Source organism: Micromonospora sp. LZ37, assembly GCF_059359015.1.
The window spans coordinates 123,528-139,074 of sequence record NZ_JCADBL010000002.1 but is presented as its reverse complement, the minus strand read 5'-3'; the positions used below and the strand labels follow the sequence as shown (position 1 = coordinate 139,074).

Below are 15,547 nucleotides of genomic sequence, written 5' to 3'. Positions count from 1 at the left end.
CCAAGGTGCCCGGCAGGGTGCTCCGTGAAAGGCTGTTCGCGGATATCATTCGATTCGAACCGCCATTCTCGGAAGTGAGGGATGCATGACCACGGTGCGGCCGCAAGCTGCGAAGGTGATCGCTGCCGGCAAATTTCCCGACAGTGATTCGATTCCCGATTTCGTGGTGGTGAAGATCGGCGGAAGCCTGGTTTCGCAAAAACACCGTGCCGGCCATCTGGACACCGAGGAGCTGGGCCGGTATGCCGATCTGCTGACGGACCTGTGGCAGGCGGCGTCGGGCCGGGTCGTCCTCGTCGCCGGTGGTGGGGCAATCGGTCACGGTGCCGTTCGCCGTCTTGAGCCCGACGACCCGTTCGCATCTCTCGATCTGACGTTCGCCACTTTCACAGTAAAATGGGCTTGGGTCGAGGCCCTCCGTGCTCGGGGTGTTCGTTGTTTCCCGGTTCAGGTGGGCGCCATCTGTGCGGTGCGGGACGACGTGGCGGTGCCGCAGACCGCGGTGATCGAGGAGCTTCTCCGTGCCGGCGCGCTCCCTGTCCTGTCGGGCGATTGCGTGATGACCCCGGAGGGCCGCCTGGAGATCTTCGGCAGTGACCGCGTGCCCGGCCTTTTCCTCGGTGGTCCCCGGGCAGGACGGCATGTCCGGATCGCCGTGCTCACCGATGTTCCCGGAGTGCTGACCGATGGCCCGGGTGGCAGCCGCAGCGTCCCCTACCTGCATCCCGATCGGCTCGACGTGGCGGCCGGCTACCTGTGGCCGGCGGCGCCACATGACACGAGCGGTGCCATGGCCGGCAAGGTGGAGGCACTCGGCGCGCTGGCCCGTGAGGGCGCCGAGTGCCTCATCCTGAGGGGCGATCCGGGTGCCGGAGACCTCCGGTTCCTACTGGACCCCGCAGCGCACTGGGCTCCATGGAAGCTGCACACCAGGATTTCCCTGGCTCGCTGAGGCCGGCCGCCCGGTGCCGGCGCCGGCCACACGCCGCACCTCCGTCAGCACCTCGGGCAGAGCCCGGTCCGCGTCGACGACGATCCATCCCTGACGTGCGGCCCACTCGTCGAGCATCGACTGGATCGCCTGCTGGTGCGCCAGGAACCGTTCCCGCGAGCACGACTCGTCCATTCCGCACTCGTACGGGACCAGGTCGCCGGCCTTGCGTTCCCAGGCGGCCTCCGGCTCGATGCGCAGATAGATCACCAGGTCCGGCACCGGCAGGGCCGACACGACCTTCTCCACCCAGTCGCGGTCGAGACCGTAGACGACCTCACTGGCCGCGTGCTTCATCCAGTAGCCGTCCAGCATCTCGGTGCGCCCACCGGCCTCGCCCGAAGCGGACTTGCGGCCGAGCAGCGCCATGCCGATCGACCAGACCAGGAAGAGGAACCGCGCGGGATTCGGCATCTCCGCGACGCACAGCCGCGTGTCCGGCACGTCCGGACGCATGAAGCGGGTGGCCGGGTACAACGGGTTGTCGACGATGTGCCATCGATCGATGTGGGCGACGGTCCGCCCGTCGCGTTCGAGCGCCTCCGACACCAGGCGCGTGACCGTGGACTTGCCGGCTCCGTCCGTGCCCACTACAGCGATCAGCATCTGTCCTCCACGTACGAGATGAATCGGGTGAGGCGCCGCTCGCAGGGGGCGGCGCCTCGTCTCGGATCACTTGAGGGACACCGCCGGAGCCCGGCGTTGTCCACCGACGAGGTCCTGCGCGGAGGTCCAGAAGTCGCCGAGCCAGGTCAGCACGTCCTGCATCACGTGATGATCCTGGTTGGGGCGCAGGGCTCCGAGCTGGAAGAACATGACACCCTCGCTGGGCGGCCCGAGGAACGTCAGGTGCGGATCCGCCTGCCCGTCCGCGCCGACCGGATGGAAGCGGGCATCCAGGTCCAGTCCGCCGGGCTCGAAGTAGGAGCCGTCGGCCGCCAGGTTGCGCCACTTGCGGACGACGCCGCGGGCCAGCAGGTTCGGGTAGAGCGGCAGGACGTCCCGTTCCGGGTCGAAAGCGTGCACCCGGGCGTCGACGAGGACATCCACGCCGAGGTCGGCGCCGGTGCACGGTCCCTGGACGCGGAATCGGCCGGTCGTCTCGTCGGTGACGACCCGGGCGCGGGGACCGGCTGCGGCGTCCACCAGGCCGTACTCGATCACGGCCCGGATCTTCTCCATCACCTCGAGGGCGGCGCCGTTGCAGAGCCGATTGTGGTGGCGCAGGTAGGTGTCGAGGAACCGGCGGTGCGACTCGGCCGTGAGCCCGCCGAAGTCGACCGCGTGGGCGAGGACCGGCCGCAGGTCCCGCCACACCCCGTCGGCGGCCGCCTTGGCCGGATTGGTGACATTGCCCTGCGCGGCGAAGAGGTGGTCACGGTCGATGAAATCCAGGAGCGCGGCTCGGTACTCCGCCACCGAGCCGATGCCGGCCCCGGCGAGCGGCTCGATGGTCGCCGCCCAGGAGAAGCGGTTGTCCCGCAGCCGTTCGGCGTGCCGCCACGGCGAGACCCGGCCCGACACCACGTCGAGGGGCCGATCCGCCACCCGCAGACGTCGTACCGCTTCCGCCGCGGCGTCCGGGCCGAAGACGACAGTGAGGTAACGGTGCACCGCGGGCTCCAGCTGCCAGCCATCGGCCGCCGCGGTGCCCTCGGCGGCCGCCCAGCTCAGCTTCGCTCCGCAGACGCCGTCCACGAGGTCCTGCACGCCGTCGATCACGGCGTCCACCTCGGTCAGCAGCCGCTCCGCCCCCTCCCGGTCGTACGACTCCTCCCGGCCCTGGACGAAACGCTCGAAGGCCGGCCGGACCCGCCGCTCCACATGTCCGGCGAAGTCGGCGCCGAGCAGCGTGCGGTAGTAGAGATGGCCCATCTCCAGGAGCACCACGGGCAGCAGGTGCGCCTCGAAGTCCAGCTGGTTGCGCAGCCCGACGCCGGGGACGGTGCACGGCGTCCCGACGGTGGCCCGGAGGGTGTCGACGGTTTCCTCGGTGAGGAAGACGCCGCGATGTTCCAGCCGTTCCGAGTCTCGTTCCTTCTCGTTGTAGGGCCGTGCGAAGGTCAGCAGTCCGGCCTCGCTGAAGGCCGCGATCGAGCGTGGTTCGCGGCCGGAGGGCTCGTACCGGAGCCGGCCGCCGCCCGCTTCCGTGAAGCGTCCGCCGCGCCCCTCCGTCAGGTGCAGGATGACGTCGATGGCCGTCAGGCCCATACCGATGCAGCCCACAGTGGTCGCGGTCGTGACGACCTCTTCGGTGAGGTACTTCTCCAGCGGGTACGCGGCGGACACGAACACCGCCGGGTGCCGGTCGGCGAACTCCGCGAGCGGGCGGGTGCGGGCGAACCGCCGCGGGTCATTGGCGGAGTGGCCGGTCAGGAACAGCACGTGGTCGGCGCCGGTGTGCTCGCCCGTCGACAGATGCAGCAGGTAGCCGCGGTCCCGGGGTTCGACGTCGGTCACCTCGGCGTGCCGCAGGTTCACGGTGACACCGGGTTCGGCGCGGAGCATTTCGACGTAACGGGTGAAGCTCTCCCGCAGCGCCAGCCCGTGGACGTACCGTTTCGGCCAGCTCTCCGGAGTGACGTCGAAGACCGGATCGCCGGTCTCCGCGAACTTGAGCCGGCACCACTCGTACAGGGTCGGCCGCAGCTGCGGGTCCAGCAGCGGCCCGGCGTCGGTGACCGTCGGGTCGGCCGCGAAGGAGACCTGCCCGACGATGCGGTTGAGGAAGCTCGTCTTCGGCTGCTCGGCGCTGTGCACCTGCCCGTCGCCGAAGCGACCGGACAGGTCGAAGACGTCGATCTCCAGGGGAAGACCGGCCGGTCGCCCCGGCGCGGTGGCGGCGAGCCGCTCCATGACGTACGTGGCGCTCGGGCCGCCACCGATGATGGCCAAGCGGATTGGTTGCATGCGATCTCCTTCTCGGCGGCGTGCGGGTCTCAGCTGGCCGGCTGGCCGTAGTACTGGCGCTCGGAGCGGTCCAGCTCGTCGTAGTCCAGGAGTCCGAAGACCTCGGGCAGGGTGGCCAGCCGATCGAGACCGTGCACCGACTCGCTGTGCAGGATCTGCCGGCAGGTGTCGCGGATCGCGTGGAAAGCCGCCCGCATGCTGTGGTTCGCCCAGATGACCGCGGAGATGCCGGCGCGCCGGAACTCCTCCGTCGTGGTGGCGGCGTAGGTGGTCGGCGCGATCACCAGCGGCGCCCGGCCGGCCCACTCCTGGGAGAACTCCTCGATCTCCGCGAACGTGCTCTTGCGGGAATGGATGAAGATGGCATCCGCGCCGGCCTTGCGATAGGCCTCCGCACGGTCGATGGCCTCCTGCTGGCCGAGCCCCGCGATCAGCGCCTCGGTGCGGGCGATCACGAGGAAGTCCGGGTCGTTCTGGGCGTCCTTGGCAGCCGCGATCTTGGCGCAGAAGTCCTCGGTGGGAATGAGATCGTGGTCGTTGCCGACAAACGAATTCATCTTGGGGAAGAGTTTGTCCTCGAAACACACGCCGGCCGCCCCGATGCGTTCGGCCTTACGACTGAAACGGCGCGCCGAGTTGAAGTTCCCGTGGCCTGAGTCGCCGTCGACGATGATCGGAGTGCCCGTGGCCTCGGTCATGTATTCGACCACCTCCAGCATCTGGGACCAGGACGCTTCGTTGCTGTCCCGAACGCCCAGGGCCGTCGAGATGGACAGTCCTGAGGCCCACAGGGCCTGGAACCCCTCGCCGGCGGCGATGCGCGCCGACAACCCGTCGTGCGCTTCCATGAGGAAGGTGAGTTCCGGCCTGGCCAGTGATTCACGGAGCCGGGTAGTGGCGCGGGCGGCAAGTGCGGCCGCCGATGATACGTCGCTGCTGCCGGGCACGTTTCCTCCAACGCGAAAAGAGGGGGGAATGGAGGTCCGCCGGTGCGGACGGTGGAAAGTTACCGAGTGCGCTTGCAATTCGGCAAGGTGAATGGCAGCCGCCGGGTGGCCATTAGAAGAGAACCTAGTTGGCTGTGTTGGACGACCGACTAATGTTGCCGCCGCCGACTGCTGCCGGGACGGTGCCGCCGGTAACTTCGTCGCGGTGAGCCGGCGCGGCCGCGAGCACCGGAAATGGTTGCCGCGCAGGGGAGGGGCGCGTCTTCACCCCGCGGGGCTCGCGACCGGGAGGCGGCCGATGTGGACGACGGGAGAATCTACAATATCTCCGCATAGCGGGTGCCGCGCCGATTGATCGACGCACGGAAGGGTAAGGCATGACCGTCCTGCCGCTACAGCTGGCCGCGCTGCGCCAGTCGACGGACCGGCTGCTGGCCGACGTCCACGGACTCACCGACGAGGAGATCCGCCAGCCGTCACGGCTGGCGGAGTGGACCCGGGGGCACGTCGTGGGCCACCTCGCCGCGCACGCGCGGGGCCTGATCCGGGTCACCGACGCCGCGGAGCGGGGTGAGCTGGTCGATCCCTACCCCGGTGGCGCGGATGGTCGCGCCCGCGAGATCGCGGCGGCCGCCCGCCGCTCCGCCGCCGAATTGATCGACGACCTGAGCGAGTCGGTGACGGCGCTCGATCGGCGCTGGAGCGCGCTGGACGACGACGTCTGGCTGCGGTCCACCCGCTCCTCGGGTGGGGAACGGCCGCTCGGGGCGGGCGTGCTGTCCCGGTGGACAGAGGTCGAGGTGCATCACGCCGACCTCGGGCTCGGCTACGGCCCGGCCGACTGGCCGCAGGACTACGTGGCCGCGGTGCTGCCGGGTGTCGTGTCGGGCCTGCCGCGGCGCGCCACCACCCCGCCGGCCGACACCTGGCTGCTGCGGTGCGCCGACACCGGGGAGAGCTGGCTGGTGGACGGCGGCGACGATCCGAAGGTGGTGCCGGGTGACGCCGAGGCGCGGCACGTCGTGGCCGCCGAGCGGCACGAGTTGCTCGCCTGGCTGCTGGGTCGTACGCCCGGCCACGCCGGCTGGGTCCGCGAGCCGGCGGAGGCGTCGGCTGCGCTGGCTCTGCCGCGCTGGTTCCCCTACCCGTGACGGGATCCGCCCCGCCGGGTGTCAAGAGCAGAGGATGAGGAATGAACGCACACGCCCCCACTCTGAGCGGTGACGCCAGCCTGGTGCTGCCCGAGTTCGACCGGCCGCCGGCCGACCCGGTGGCCCTACTGACCGCGTGGCTGGACTCCGCCGTCGAGCGCCAGGTCCGCGAGCCGCTGGTGGTCAGCCTGTCGTCGGCGGACGCCGCCGGACGCCCGTCGAGCCGGATGATCCTCATCAAGGACGTGAGCGACCGCGGGCTGCTGTTCGGCACCCACCTGGGCAGCCGCAAGGGGCGGGACTTCGCCGCGCGGCCGTGGGCCGCGATGACGTTCTACTGGCGCGAGACGTTGCAGCAGATCAACGTCGACGGCCCGGTGGAGCAGATCAGCGACGAGGAGTCCGACCAGCTCTTCGGCGCTCGCCCGCGGGCTGCGCAGGCGACCACCGCCGCCTCCGAGCAGAGCCGCCCGCTCGACGACGCGCAGGCTCTCCGTACCCGCGTCGAGGAGCTGGCCTCCGGTGACTCACCGGTGGCGCGCCCGGCGACCTGGGGCGGGTACCGCCTGGTACCGCACCGGATCGAGTTCTGGCACGGCAGCCCGGACCGGCTGCACCGCCGGCTGGCCTACGAGCTCTCGGACGCCGGCTGGAACGCGCGGCGCCTGCAGCCCTGAGCCGCTGTCGGCCGGTGGCGGCGACGTCACGCCGTCGGCACCGGCCGGGTCAGGCCGCGGCCGGTGCCGGCATTCCCTGGTCCAGCAGTTCCCCGCGAACCCGGAAGGCCGCCGCGGTCCGCAGGATCGACCGCCGCACGGTCTCCGAGTCCGCGCCCCGGAACCGGAACCTGCCGCCGACGTGCTCGTAGTACGCGTCCGCGGCCGGCAGTACCTGCCCCGGAGCCAGCACCACCTCCGCGTACGGGCCGCCCGGTGTTCCCACCATCGGCGTCGACTCGGTGATCCGGCAGGGCCGCTCGGTCGGCGCCGGCACCAGCAGCCAGCCGCCGACCTGGTCCGGCCGATCGGTGGCGGGGACGGCCGGCGGCTCGCCCAGCGCGATCGAGAACGCCGCGCCCATCAGGTCGTAGCCGTGCACGTCCCGCCAGAGGAACGGAATCTCCGCCCCGCCGACCCGCGCGCCAATCTCCAGGAAGTCGCAGGACACCTCGCCGGGCGTCGGCTCCGAGACGAAGACCTCCAGGTGGAAGACGACGGGATCCGGGGTGAGCGCCGCCAGTACCCGCTGGGTGAAGGGGCCGATGGCCGCGAGCCGAACCGGGTCGTCCTCCTCGACCGAGCCCAGCGTGGTGCCGCTGCGGAACTCCAGGCAGGTGTTGAGGTAGCGGGACGCCCGCCACGCCGTCAGCCCGCTTCCGTCGAACACACCGTCGACGTGGTAGATGTCCCCGGGGTGGAACTGCTGGACCAGCAGCGCGCGACCGGCCTGGAACGCGAGCCGGTCGGCGTCCGCCGGGCTGTTCACCAGCACCACGCCGTCGCTGGCGCTGCCCACCCGCGGTTTGACCACCACCGGCCAGCCGTGCCGGGCGGCGAACCCCCGTACCGTCGCGGCGTCGGCGGCCGGCGCGACGGGCGGCGCCGGCACGCCCGCACGTCGTACGGCCTGCGCCATCACCAGCTTGTCGGTGAACCGCCGCACCTGCTGCGGTGTCAGGCCGCCGCAGCCCCACTGCTGGCGCAGCCGAGCGGCGACCGGCAGATCGTCCTCTTTCAGTGCCACGACGGTGCGGGGTGACCCGTGCCGTGCGGCGAGCGCCTGCACCGCGGCGCGCACGGTCGCCAGATCGTCGGTGGCGGGGACGGTCACGACCTCGGCGGCCGCGCCGGGCACGCCGGCCCGGCCGACCTCCGTGGTGACGTAGGTGACCGCGTGGCGGTCGTGGTCCACGTAGTCCTCGTAGTTCGCGTACCGGTCCTGCCAGCGGTGCAGGACCACGACATGGGGCCGCGCCGTCATGCCGTCTCCGCCAGTCGGTAGAACCCGGGGCCGTCCAGGTGCCGCAGCGTGTTGGTGTCCCGGCGGACGACCTCCTCGAGGGGATGCACGAGGTGCACCACCACGGGCCAGCCGGTGTCGTCCACGGTGCGGCGGATCCGGCCGCCCTCAGCGGTGTTGATCTGCACCCGGTGTCTGCTCTCCAGCGCCTCGACGGCCGCCATCAGCGGGTAGCCGGCGAGCGTGCCCTCGACGGGGGAGATGAAGTACACCGACTGCAGATGGCGTTCCAGCCGGTAGTCCGCCTCGTAACGGCTCAGGAAGGCGGCCGGATCGGTGTACGCCAGGACGGTCCAGTCGATCTGCGACTCACCGATCGCGGCCGGCGTCAGGTACGGCAGGCTGAGGCCCGCCAGCCGCACCCCTACCTCCACCAGGCACGGGCCGTCCGGCGTCAGCTTGATCTCGAGGTGCGCCGGCCCGTGCCGGACACCGAGGGCGTCGAGGACCTCCTTCGCGTACGGCACCAGCAGGTCCTGCACCTCGCCCCGGCGGGGCAGCAACCGGCTGCCCGCGATCAGGTCCGGCACCCCGTTCGCCGACAGCTTGTCGTACGACCAGATGTCACAGATCCGGTGATGCCCGTCGCGGCTCACGGTGTCGACGATGTACTCGGTCCCCGACAGATACTCCTGCACGACCACGTCGTCGTTGCGCGCCGCGAACACGTTCCGCGCACCGAGCACTCTCCGGCACGCGTCGGCCGTCTCCTCGGGGGTGTCGCAGAAGTGCACTCCGTCGCCGGCCGCGGAGCGTACCGGCTTCACCACGACGCGACCGCCGGTACGCCGGTGCCAGTCCGCGACGGCCGCCGGATCGTCACTGGTGAACTGGCTGGCGGTACGCAGACCCGCGGCGCGTACCGTCTCGATCTGCCGCCACTTGTGGCGGCGGGCCGGGCTCAGCGCGGTGCCGTTGGTGATCAGCCCGAGCGTCTCGCTCAACGTGTCGGCGAGCTCGACCCCCATCTCGCCGCCGGCGATGACCAGGTCGGGGGAGTGCTTGGCGACCGCGACAGCGGTCTCCTCGAGGTCGCCGTGGTGCACGACGGTGTCCACGAAGAGCGGGTCGGTCTCCGAGTACCCGGGCCGGTAGAGCGACGGGACCTCCGGGGTGCTGCACACCCGTACGCAACTCCAGCCCAGCTCGGCGAAGCGTTCCGGGAGGCCCCGGGTCGGCGCGTAGGTGTCGACGATGGCCACCGTGCCCGTCATCGCGACGCCTCCTGCGTCCGCTGCGCCGCGACCACGCCCCAGAGCGAGCTGGGCGTCGCGAAGGTCGCGTATTCGAGCGCGTCGTCGGGGAAGACGAAGCCGTAGGCGTCCTCCAACTCGGTCACCAGCTTGATCGTCGCGAGCGAGTCGAGGCCCAGGCCGCGCAGGTCGGCGTCCGGCAGCAGCGGCTCTCCCGGCGGTAGCTGGTTCAGCCGCGCGCGAATCAGGTCGGTGAATCGGTGGTCCCACATGGGTGGCGATCTCCTTTCAGATGGTGGCCCTACCGGTGCGGCACCGTGGAGTCGGCGGCCTCACGTTCCGTGACGAAGAGCCGCTCCGGGAAGGGCACGGTCCAGGCCGTGGGCCTGCCGTCCCGTTCGCCCACGACGTCGAGGTAGGTCAGGTCGTCGGGGCGGAGGGCCGCCAGGACGTCGGCGGGCACGACGCCGGGATAGAGCCGCTCGGTGAAGTGCAGCGAGTAGAAGACCACCCGTCCGGCGCCGTAGCCGTCGGTACGGCGCAGGAAGTCCGCCCAGTCCTCCCTGTCGAGGAGCCGGCAGGTGAGGGCGAGATCGAGGAACTTGCTGATCTGCAGGTCGATGCCCCCGGCCACGAACATCAGGCCGGTCGCCTCCTTGTGCAGATGCGAGCAGAGGTCGAGAACCTGGTCGGTGAGGCTCAGCGCCCACGACGGCCGCCCGCAGAGCACCATGGGTTCGCGCCGGGCCAGGATCTCGCCGGTCGGCGCGTCGACGCCGACGTTGCGCTGGAACAGGTGGTGACAGACGTCCACGTTGAAGACCGGGACGTCCGGGCGGCCGCCGGCCTTGACGTACGGCAGCTGGTTGCTCAGGTTGATCCGCCAGAACAGTTGCGTCTCCCGGTCGAACGGTTCGATCCGTTCCGACGTCCGCGAGATCTTGCCCTGCGTGTAGCCGAGCTCGGTGAGCAGCTCGTGCACGACGGGCGCGTCCGCGCGCTCGACGAGGATGTCCAGGTCGTTGATCCGGCGTGCGCCAACGTCGTGGTAGCGCTCGGCGAGCACGAAGCCCTTGCGCACCGCGTACCGGATGCCGGCCTCTTCCAGGCCGGTGAAGACCTTGGCGAACTCGTCCGCGAGCGCCAGGTTGCGGTTGCGGTTGCCCAGATAGGTGTAGGGGTAGAGCCAGAAGTACGGGAGGCCCTGCGATCCGTCCCCGGTGTCCCCCCGGTCCAGCCGGTGGTCCTGGATGTGCCGGCTCACCAGCGGCAGCAGCTTGTGCCGTCCCGCCGCGTCCACGAAGCGGCCCCAGTCCACGGCACCCGCGGCGATGATCTTGCGGCATTGCTCGGCGGTCTCGCGACTGAGCGACGCGTCGGCCATCAGTAGCAGGAGGGTGGCGTGCGCCGGGAGTTCCGGTGGCTCAGCCCGCATGGTCGAGGTTCTCCTTCCGGTCGTGCGACCAGCGCGCGATGGCCTGGTAGTCGGTCTTGCCGTTGGGGGTCAGGGGCAGGCTCGCGAGCCAGCGCCAGCGGCGCGGAATCAGCGCGGGCGGCACGTGTTCCTGCAGGAACGCGGTGAGCTCGTCGGCGTCGACCGCCGGGCCGGCGGTGACGACGTACGCCAGCAGCTCGGTGCGGCCGTCCGCCTCGGCGGTGACGGCAGCGCACCGGGCCACCCCGGGGTGCCGTTCGATCACCGCCTCCACCTCGTCCAGTTCGATGCGGACGCCGGAGACCTTCACCTGCCGGTCGCGCCGCCCGAGGTAGTGCACGACGCCCTCGCGGATCGCGGCCAGGTCGCCGGTGCGGTAGAGCCGGCCGGTCGGCGAGGCCGGGTCGAGCTCGTCGGCGAAGAACGCCGCGGTGGTCGCCGCCGGTTCGTCGACATAGCCGGCCCCTACGCCGAGGCCGCCCACGAACAGCTCGCCCGCCTCGTCGTCGCCGGCCGCGCGCCACCCGTCACCGTCCTGCACGAGGACGTACAGGGCCGTGTTCGCGACCGGCCCACCGACCGGCAGCCGGCGGCCCTCGGTGTCCGCGAGGGTGACCACGTGGTGCGTCACGTCGTCCGAGCACTCGGTGGGCCCGTACGCGTTGAGCAGCCGCGCCGCCGGCAACGTCCGCAGCGCGCGGGCCGCCAGCGCCGGGTGCAGCTCCTCCCCGGTCGAGATCAGCCATCGCAGGGCCGGTAGCGGGGCGGTGGCAGCACCCGCCCGGGACAGCTGGTCGAGCAGGAAACCGATGACGGTGGGCACGAGCTCGGCCACCGTGACCCGGTGCTCCCGCAGAGCCCGCAGGAGCCGCTGCGGGAAGGTGGCCTGGCCCTCGTCCAGGACGACGACCGTGCCGCCGGTGAGCGGGGCGATCAGCATCTGCCAGATCGAGATGTCGAACGCCAGCGGCGCGGTGAAGGCGATCACGTCGCCCGGGCCCAGGTCGAGATCGTCGGCCTTCGCGTGCAGGTGGTTCATCATGCCGCGCTGCTCGACGACGGCGCCCTTGGGCACGCCGGTCGTACCCGAGGTGTAGATGATGTACCGGGGCTCGGCGCCGGCGGGCACGTGCGGCGGGCGGGAACTCCCGGCCGGCGCCGGCAGGTCGCCGGTGTCGACCACCTGGACCGGCACGCCGGCGTCGGCCGCCGCCTTCGCCACCGCCTCCGCCGGAGCGCCCGAGTGCGCCACCACCCGGCGGGCCCCGCTGCGGCGCAGGACGGTCACACACCGGTCCCGCGGCCAGGCCGGATCGATCGGCAGGTAGACCGCGCCCAGCACCTCCAGCGCCAGGAAGAGCAGGATCGTGCCGCCGCTGCGCGGGCCGGAGACCGCCACCACGTCGCCGGCGCCGCAGCCCTGCGCGGCGAGAGCCGCGGCGGCCCCGTCCACCAGCCGGCGGGCCTCGGCATACGTCAGCACGCCCCGCCCGTCGACGATCGCCGGTCGATCCGGGTCGGTCGTGGCGTGCTGCCGCAGCGCCTGGTGCACGCCGGCGCCCGGCGGGACCGGGGTGTGCCTGCGCAACCCGCGGTCGGCCGCCAGGCGGGCCTGCTGCGGCGTGATGGCAAGACGGCCCAGGGCCGTCATCGCGTCGCTCCCGGCCTGCCGTAACGCTCCAGCTCGTGGAAGAACCCGGGGACGGGCTCCAGGAGGCCGCGCGCCGACAGCTCCCGGTACACGTGCCAGCCGAGCGCGATGTCGAGCACGCCGAGGCCGAACGGCGAGAAGATCACCGTACGGTCGGCCGGAGGCAGGTACGCGCCGGTGAGCGCGTCGTAGAGGGTGCCGGCGAGGTGCTCGCGCGAGCCGGTCGCCTGCTCCACCAGATGCACCGAGGTGGCCGCCTTGAGGCAGTGCTCGACGTCGTCCACCACGTTGACGCTGTTGGTGATGACGTCGACGCCCAGGTCGCGCAGGGAGACGTGGAGGACGAGCGGATGGTGCTCGAACCAGCTGACCTCTTCCAGGTGAGGGTGGGCCGCCGTCGTCGCGAGGACGAGCAGGTCGCTTCCGCGTACCAGATCCTCGGGTTTCTCCCGCACCGTGACCGGCGTGCCCGCCGTGGCGTCCCGCAGATGCTCGGCGAAGCGTCCGGCGTGGCCGCGGTCGGTGTCGTACACCGAGATCTCGTCGAACGAGAACCCGGCTGCGGTCAGGTAATGGTGGATGTACCGGGCGATCAGGCCGGCGCCGAAGATGCCGAGCCGGCGCGGCACCGGCCGCCCGGCGGACAGGACGCGGGTGGCCAGCGCGGCCGACGCGGCGGTACGGGCCGCGCTGATGATCGAGCTCTCCAGGCAGGCGATCGGATAGCCGGTGGCGAGGTCGTTGAGGATCAGCACGGCCGACGCCCGCGGCAGGCCACCGGTGATGTTGCCCGGGAAGCTGGAGATCCACTTCAGCCCGGCCAGCCCGATGTCCCCGCCCACCGCGGCCGGCAGCGCGATGATGCGGTTCGCCGGCTGCTCCGGGAAGCGCAGGAAGTACGACGGCGGATTCACCGTGCGCCCTGCGCCGTGCAGCCGGTACGCCTTCTCGATGACGTCGATGACGGCCTGTTCCCCGCCGGTCACCACCTCTTCCACCAGGCGGCCCGGCACGACCGCGAAGGCCGGGGCGGAAAGCTGATCGGTCACAGGTCACTCCTTGCTGTCGTGATGACCGGGGCGTCCGGCTTGGTCAGCACACGGGGACCGAAGTTCGCGGTCACCCATTCGTCGTCGTAGATCGTCTCGACGTACCTGTCACCCAGGTCCGGGGCGATGGCAGCGGCACGCAGCCGCCGGTTCGGGTCGTGTTCGGTCAGCCAGCTCAGGGCCCCGGAGAGCACGGTGCCGCTGGAGCCGCCGAGCAACATCCCGGCGGACGCCAGAGCCCGGCAGGCCCGGATGGTGTCCGGCTCGGAGACGTGGACGACGTCATCGACCAGCTCCGGGTCGAGCAGGGGCGGCCGGACGCTGGAGCCGAGGCCGGGGATGAGCCGGGCCTGCGCCGGGTGGCCGAACGCCACCGAGCCCACGGCGTCCACGGCCACCACACGGGTCCGGCCGCCGTTGTCCCGGAAGTACCGGGCGCAGCCCATCACCGTGCCACCGGTCCCCGCGCCGACGAAGAGAACGTCCAGGTCCGGTATCGCCTTCGCGATCCCGGGCGCGGTCCAGTCGTAGTGTGCCTGCCAGCTCGCCGCGTTCTGGTACTGGTTGAGCCAGACATAGCGGGAGTCCTCGGCGCATTGCCGCCGTACGTAGTCGAGCCGGCTGCCGAGATAGCCGCCGTTCTCGTCGAGGTCCTCGACGCGGACGATGCGGGCGCCGAGCGAGCGCATCAGCCGTACCGTGGTGGGGTTGCAGCGCGGGTCCGTCACGCAGACGAAGGGCATCCCCCGCGCGGCCGCGAGCACGCTCATCGCCACACCGAGGTTGCCGGACGAGGACTCGATGAGGATCGAGTCCGGGCGGATCAGGCCGTCGCGCTCGGCGGCGGCGAAGAGCCCGGCCGCAGTCCGGATCTTGATAGATCCGGCGAAGTTGAAGCCCTCGCACTTCAGGTGCAGGTCTCGTCCGGTCATCGACCTCAGGTCCAGGTAGATGTCGGACTCCAGCAGTTCGTGTGGTCCCGAGATCACTGGCATCAGGTTCTCCGTTGTGCCGGTGCTCAGACGCGGGCGGGCGCCCGATCCGCCGGGTGGCTGAACCTGGTCAGAACCCGTTCCAGGGCGGCGAGGAAGGCGTCGATGTGCGCGCTGTTCAGCTGGCCCATGTTGGCGACCCGGAACACCTCCCCGAGCTGGGCCTGCACGCCGTACACGGTGAAGCCCTCCGCCTTGAGCCCGTCGTGCAGATCGGCGTACGCGACGCCGTGCGGCAGGTAGACGTTCGTCACGCTGTTGCTGAGGTGCTCCGGCTGCAGCAACAGCTCGAGGCCGCGTGCCCGCAGCCCCTCGCGCAGCTGCTCGGCCAGGGCGGCGTAGCGGGCGGCTCGGCCGGCGACCGTCTCGGCCAGGGCGCGGTCCACGGCCCGGTCGAACGCGTACAGCACCTGGACGGCGGGCGTGAACAGTGGCGCGTCGCGCTCCTCCTGGGAGATGTAGTGGCCGTACAGGTCCAGGTAGTAGCTGCGCGGGGGGACCGTGGACAGGGCGTGCAGCCGGGCCTTGGGCGCGGTCACGAAACTGATGCCGGGTAGTCCCTCGAGACATTTGTTCGCGGTGCCGATGCACCAGTCGACGTGATCGGCGTGCAGGTCGAACTCCTCGCACCCCAGGCTGCTGATCGCGTCGACCGCCAGCGACCTGCCGTGCCGTGCGACGACCGCGCCGACCTCCCGCACCGGATTCAGCATCCCGGTGCTCGTCTCGTGCTGGACCATGGCGACGTGAGTGATCGCCGGGTCGTCGGCGAGCGCCCGATCCACCCGGGCCACATCGATCGGTTCGTTCCATCCGAATTCGAGCCGGGTATGCGCGATACCGTGCACCGCGGTGATCCGATAAAGACGTTCGCCGTAGTTGCCGTTGTCGAGAACGAGAATCTTTCCGTCGGCCGGGACGATGGAGGAGACAGCCGCCTCCAACGCGGCGGTGCCGGAACCGGTCAGCAGAACGGTGTCGTCTTCTTCGCCGCCCCCGCAGAGCGTGGTGACGTTGCGCCGGACCCGTCGCATCAGCGCGGCGACCTCGCCCTCGCGGTGACAGATGTCGGGGTACGTCAGCGCCTCACGTACGTCTGCGTGCACATTGACCGGCCCGGGGTTGAGGAGCACGGACGCGGTCGGTGGCACGGTGCGTTCCTGCAGCATGGGGTTCCCTTCGGTTCTCGCGTGCGTGTCGCGTCGTCCG

At 71.1% G+C, this 15,547-nt stretch carries 14 protein-coding genes; 3 read left to right on the top strand and 11 right to left on the bottom strand.

From position 1 onward, the window contains the following. The first annotated feature begins 85 nt into the window (after positions 1 to 85). Entirely contained in the window at positions 86 to 952 is an 867-nt protein-coding gene (locus tag AC5L3Z_RS04720) for an amino acid kinase family protein (protein ID WP_494839804.1), read from the top strand. Here AC5L3Z_RS04720 and AC5L3Z_RS04715 read toward each other — a convergent pair. The 3 genes from AC5L3Z_RS04715 to aepX all read right to left on the bottom strand — a co-directional run bounded on the left by AC5L3Z_RS04715 (position 887) and on the right by aepX (position 4,848). Continuing rightward, positions 887 to 1,597, bottom strand: a complete 711-nt coding sequence (locus AC5L3Z_RS04715; protein WP_494839802.1) for a dTMP kinase — start codon at positions 1,595 to 1,597, stop codon at positions 887 to 889. The genes AC5L3Z_RS04720 and AC5L3Z_RS04715 overlap by 66 nt on opposite strands. Before the next feature lie 66 nt (positions 1,598 to 1,663). Next, positions 1,664 to 3,901, bottom strand: coding sequence for an FAD/NAD(P)-binding protein (locus AC5L3Z_RS04710; RefSeq protein ID WP_494839800.1), 2,238 nt, complete (start codon positions 3,899 to 3,901; stop codon positions 1,664 to 1,666). A 29-nt stretch (positions 3,902 to 3,930) separates the two neighbouring features. Beyond that, positions 3,931 to 4,848 carry a phosphoenolpyruvate mutase gene (gene aepX, locus AC5L3Z_RS04705; protein WP_494839798.1) on the bottom strand — a complete coding sequence of 306 codons (918 nt, stop codon included), beginning with the start codon at positions 4,846 to 4,848 and terminating at the stop codon, positions 3,931 to 3,933. Between the two features lie 377 nt (positions 4,849 to 5,225). Between aepX and AC5L3Z_RS04700 the strand changes: the two genes are divergently transcribed. Both AC5L3Z_RS04700 and phzG read left to right on the top strand, forming a co-directional pair. Then, positions 5,226 to 5,999: a maleylpyruvate isomerase family mycothiol-dependent enzyme gene (locus AC5L3Z_RS04700; protein WP_494839796.1), complete on the top strand. Its 774-nt coding sequence runs from the start codon at positions 5,226 to 5,228 to the stop codon at positions 5,997 to 5,999. 41 nt (positions 6,000 to 6,040) lie between these two features. Next, positions 6,041 to 6,676 (top strand): phenazine biosynthesis FMN-dependent oxidase PhzG, encoded by a 636-nt coding sequence (phzG, locus tag AC5L3Z_RS04695; protein ID WP_494839794.1) that lies wholly within the window; start codon positions 6,041 to 6,043, stop codon positions 6,674 to 6,676. A gap of 49 nt (positions 6,677 to 6,725) precedes the next feature. On the opposite strand, the gene AC5L3Z_RS04690 is transcribed toward phzG, so the two are convergent. From AC5L3Z_RS04690 to AC5L3Z_RS04655, 8 genes are read right to left on the bottom strand one after another with little or no spacing between them, the layout of a single operon-like run. Continuing rightward, positions 6,726 to 7,979 (bottom strand): ATP-grasp domain-containing protein, encoded by a 1,254-nt coding sequence (locus AC5L3Z_RS04690; RefSeq protein ID WP_494839793.1) that lies wholly within the window; start codon positions 7,977 to 7,979, stop codon positions 6,726 to 6,728. After that, positions 7,976 to 9,232 carry an ATP-grasp domain-containing protein gene (locus tag AC5L3Z_RS04685; protein WP_494839791.1) on the bottom strand — a complete coding sequence of 419 codons (1,257 nt, stop codon included), beginning with the start codon at positions 9,230 to 9,232 and terminating at the stop codon, positions 7,976 to 7,978. Before AC5L3Z_RS04685 ends, AC5L3Z_RS04690 begins: the two co-directional genes overlap by 4 nt. Further along, positions 9,229 to 9,483 carry a phosphopantetheine-binding protein gene (locus AC5L3Z_RS04680; protein WP_494839790.1) on the bottom strand — a complete coding sequence of 85 codons (255 nt, stop codon included), beginning with the start codon at positions 9,481 to 9,483 and terminating at the stop codon, positions 9,229 to 9,231. The genes AC5L3Z_RS04685 and AC5L3Z_RS04680 overlap by 4 nt, the downstream gene beginning before the upstream one ends. 29 nt (positions 9,484 to 9,512) lie before the next feature. Next, positions 9,513 to 10,646, bottom strand: a complete 1,134-nt coding sequence (locus AC5L3Z_RS04675) for a nucleotidyltransferase domain-containing protein (protein WP_494839788.1) — start codon at positions 10,644 to 10,646, stop codon at positions 9,513 to 9,515. Then, positions 10,636 to 12,297 carry an amino acid adenylation domain-containing protein gene (locus AC5L3Z_RS04670; RefSeq protein ID WP_494839786.1) on the bottom strand — a complete coding sequence of 554 codons (1,662 nt, stop codon included), beginning with the start codon at positions 12,295 to 12,297 and terminating at the stop codon, positions 10,636 to 10,638. The genes AC5L3Z_RS04675 and AC5L3Z_RS04670 overlap by 11 nt, the downstream gene beginning before the upstream one ends. Next, positions 12,294 to 13,346: a 2,3-diaminopropionate biosynthesis protein SbnB gene (sbnB, locus tag AC5L3Z_RS04665; protein ID WP_494839785.1), complete on the bottom strand. Its 1,053-nt coding sequence runs from the start codon at positions 13,344 to 13,346 to the stop codon at positions 12,294 to 12,296. The genes AC5L3Z_RS04670 and sbnB overlap by 4 nt, the downstream gene beginning before the upstream one ends. Then, on the bottom strand, positions 13,343 to 14,341 hold the full coding sequence (gene sbnA, locus AC5L3Z_RS04660; protein ID WP_494839783.1) for a 2,3-diaminopropionate biosynthesis protein SbnA: 999 nt from the start codon (positions 14,339 to 14,341) through the stop codon (positions 13,343 to 13,345). The genes sbnB and sbnA overlap by 4 nt, the downstream gene beginning before the upstream one ends. Positions 14,342 to 14,364: 23 nt before the next feature. Continuing rightward, positions 14,365 to 15,507 (bottom strand): pyridoxal-phosphate-dependent aminotransferase family protein, encoded by a 1,143-nt coding sequence (locus AC5L3Z_RS04655; RefSeq protein ID WP_494839781.1) that lies wholly within the window; start codon positions 15,505 to 15,507, stop codon positions 14,365 to 14,367. Positions 15,508 to 15,547: the final 40 nt, after the last annotated feature.

Excerpts from the sequence above, each read along its gene's own strand:
- AC5L3Z_RS04710 (WP_494839800.1), bottom strand. The coding sequence starts at position 3,901 with ATGCAACCAATCCGCTTGGCCATCATCGGTGGCGGCCCGAGCGCCACG.
- AC5L3Z_RS04655 (WP_494839781.1), bottom strand. The coding sequence starts at position 15,507 with ATGCTGCAGGAACGCACCGTGCCACCGACCGCGTCCGTGCTCCTCAAC.
- AC5L3Z_RS04670 (WP_494839786.1), bottom strand. The coding sequence starts at position 12,297 with ATGACGGCCCTGGGCCGTCTTGCCATCACGCCGCAGCAGGCCCGCCTG.
- AC5L3Z_RS04715 (WP_494839802.1), bottom strand. The coding sequence starts at position 1,597 with ATGCTGATCGCTGTAGTGGGCACGGACGGAGCCGGCAAGTCCACGGTC.
- sbnA (WP_494839783.1), bottom strand. The coding sequence starts at position 14,341 with ATGCCAGTGATCTCGGGACCACACGAACTGCTGGAGTCCGACATCTAC.
- AC5L3Z_RS04690 (WP_494839793.1), bottom strand. The coding sequence starts at position 7,979 with ATGACGGCGCGGCCCCATGTCGTGGTCCTGCACCGCTGGCAGGACCGG.
- AC5L3Z_RS04680 (WP_494839790.1), bottom strand. The coding sequence starts at position 9,483 with ATGTGGGACCACCGATTCACCGACCTGATTCGCGCGCGGCTGAACCAG.
- AC5L3Z_RS04700 (WP_494839796.1), top strand. The coding sequence starts at position 5,226 with ATGACCGTCCTGCCGCTACAGCTGGCCGCGCTGCGCCAGTCGACGGAC.
- phzG (WP_494839794.1), top strand. The coding sequence starts at position 6,041 with ATGAACGCACACGCCCCCACTCTGAGCGGTGACGCCAGCCTGGTGCTG.
- AC5L3Z_RS04720 (WP_494839804.1), top strand. The coding sequence starts at position 86 with ATGACCACGGTGCGGCCGCAAGCTGCGAAGGTGATCGCTGCCGGCAAA.
- AC5L3Z_RS04675 (WP_494839788.1), bottom strand. The coding sequence starts at position 10,646 with ATGCGGGCTGAGCCACCGGAACTCCCGGCGCACGCCACCCTCCTGCTA.
- AC5L3Z_RS04685 (WP_494839791.1), bottom strand. The coding sequence starts at position 9,232 with ATGACGGGCACGGTGGCCATCGTCGACACCTACGCGCCGACCCGGGGC.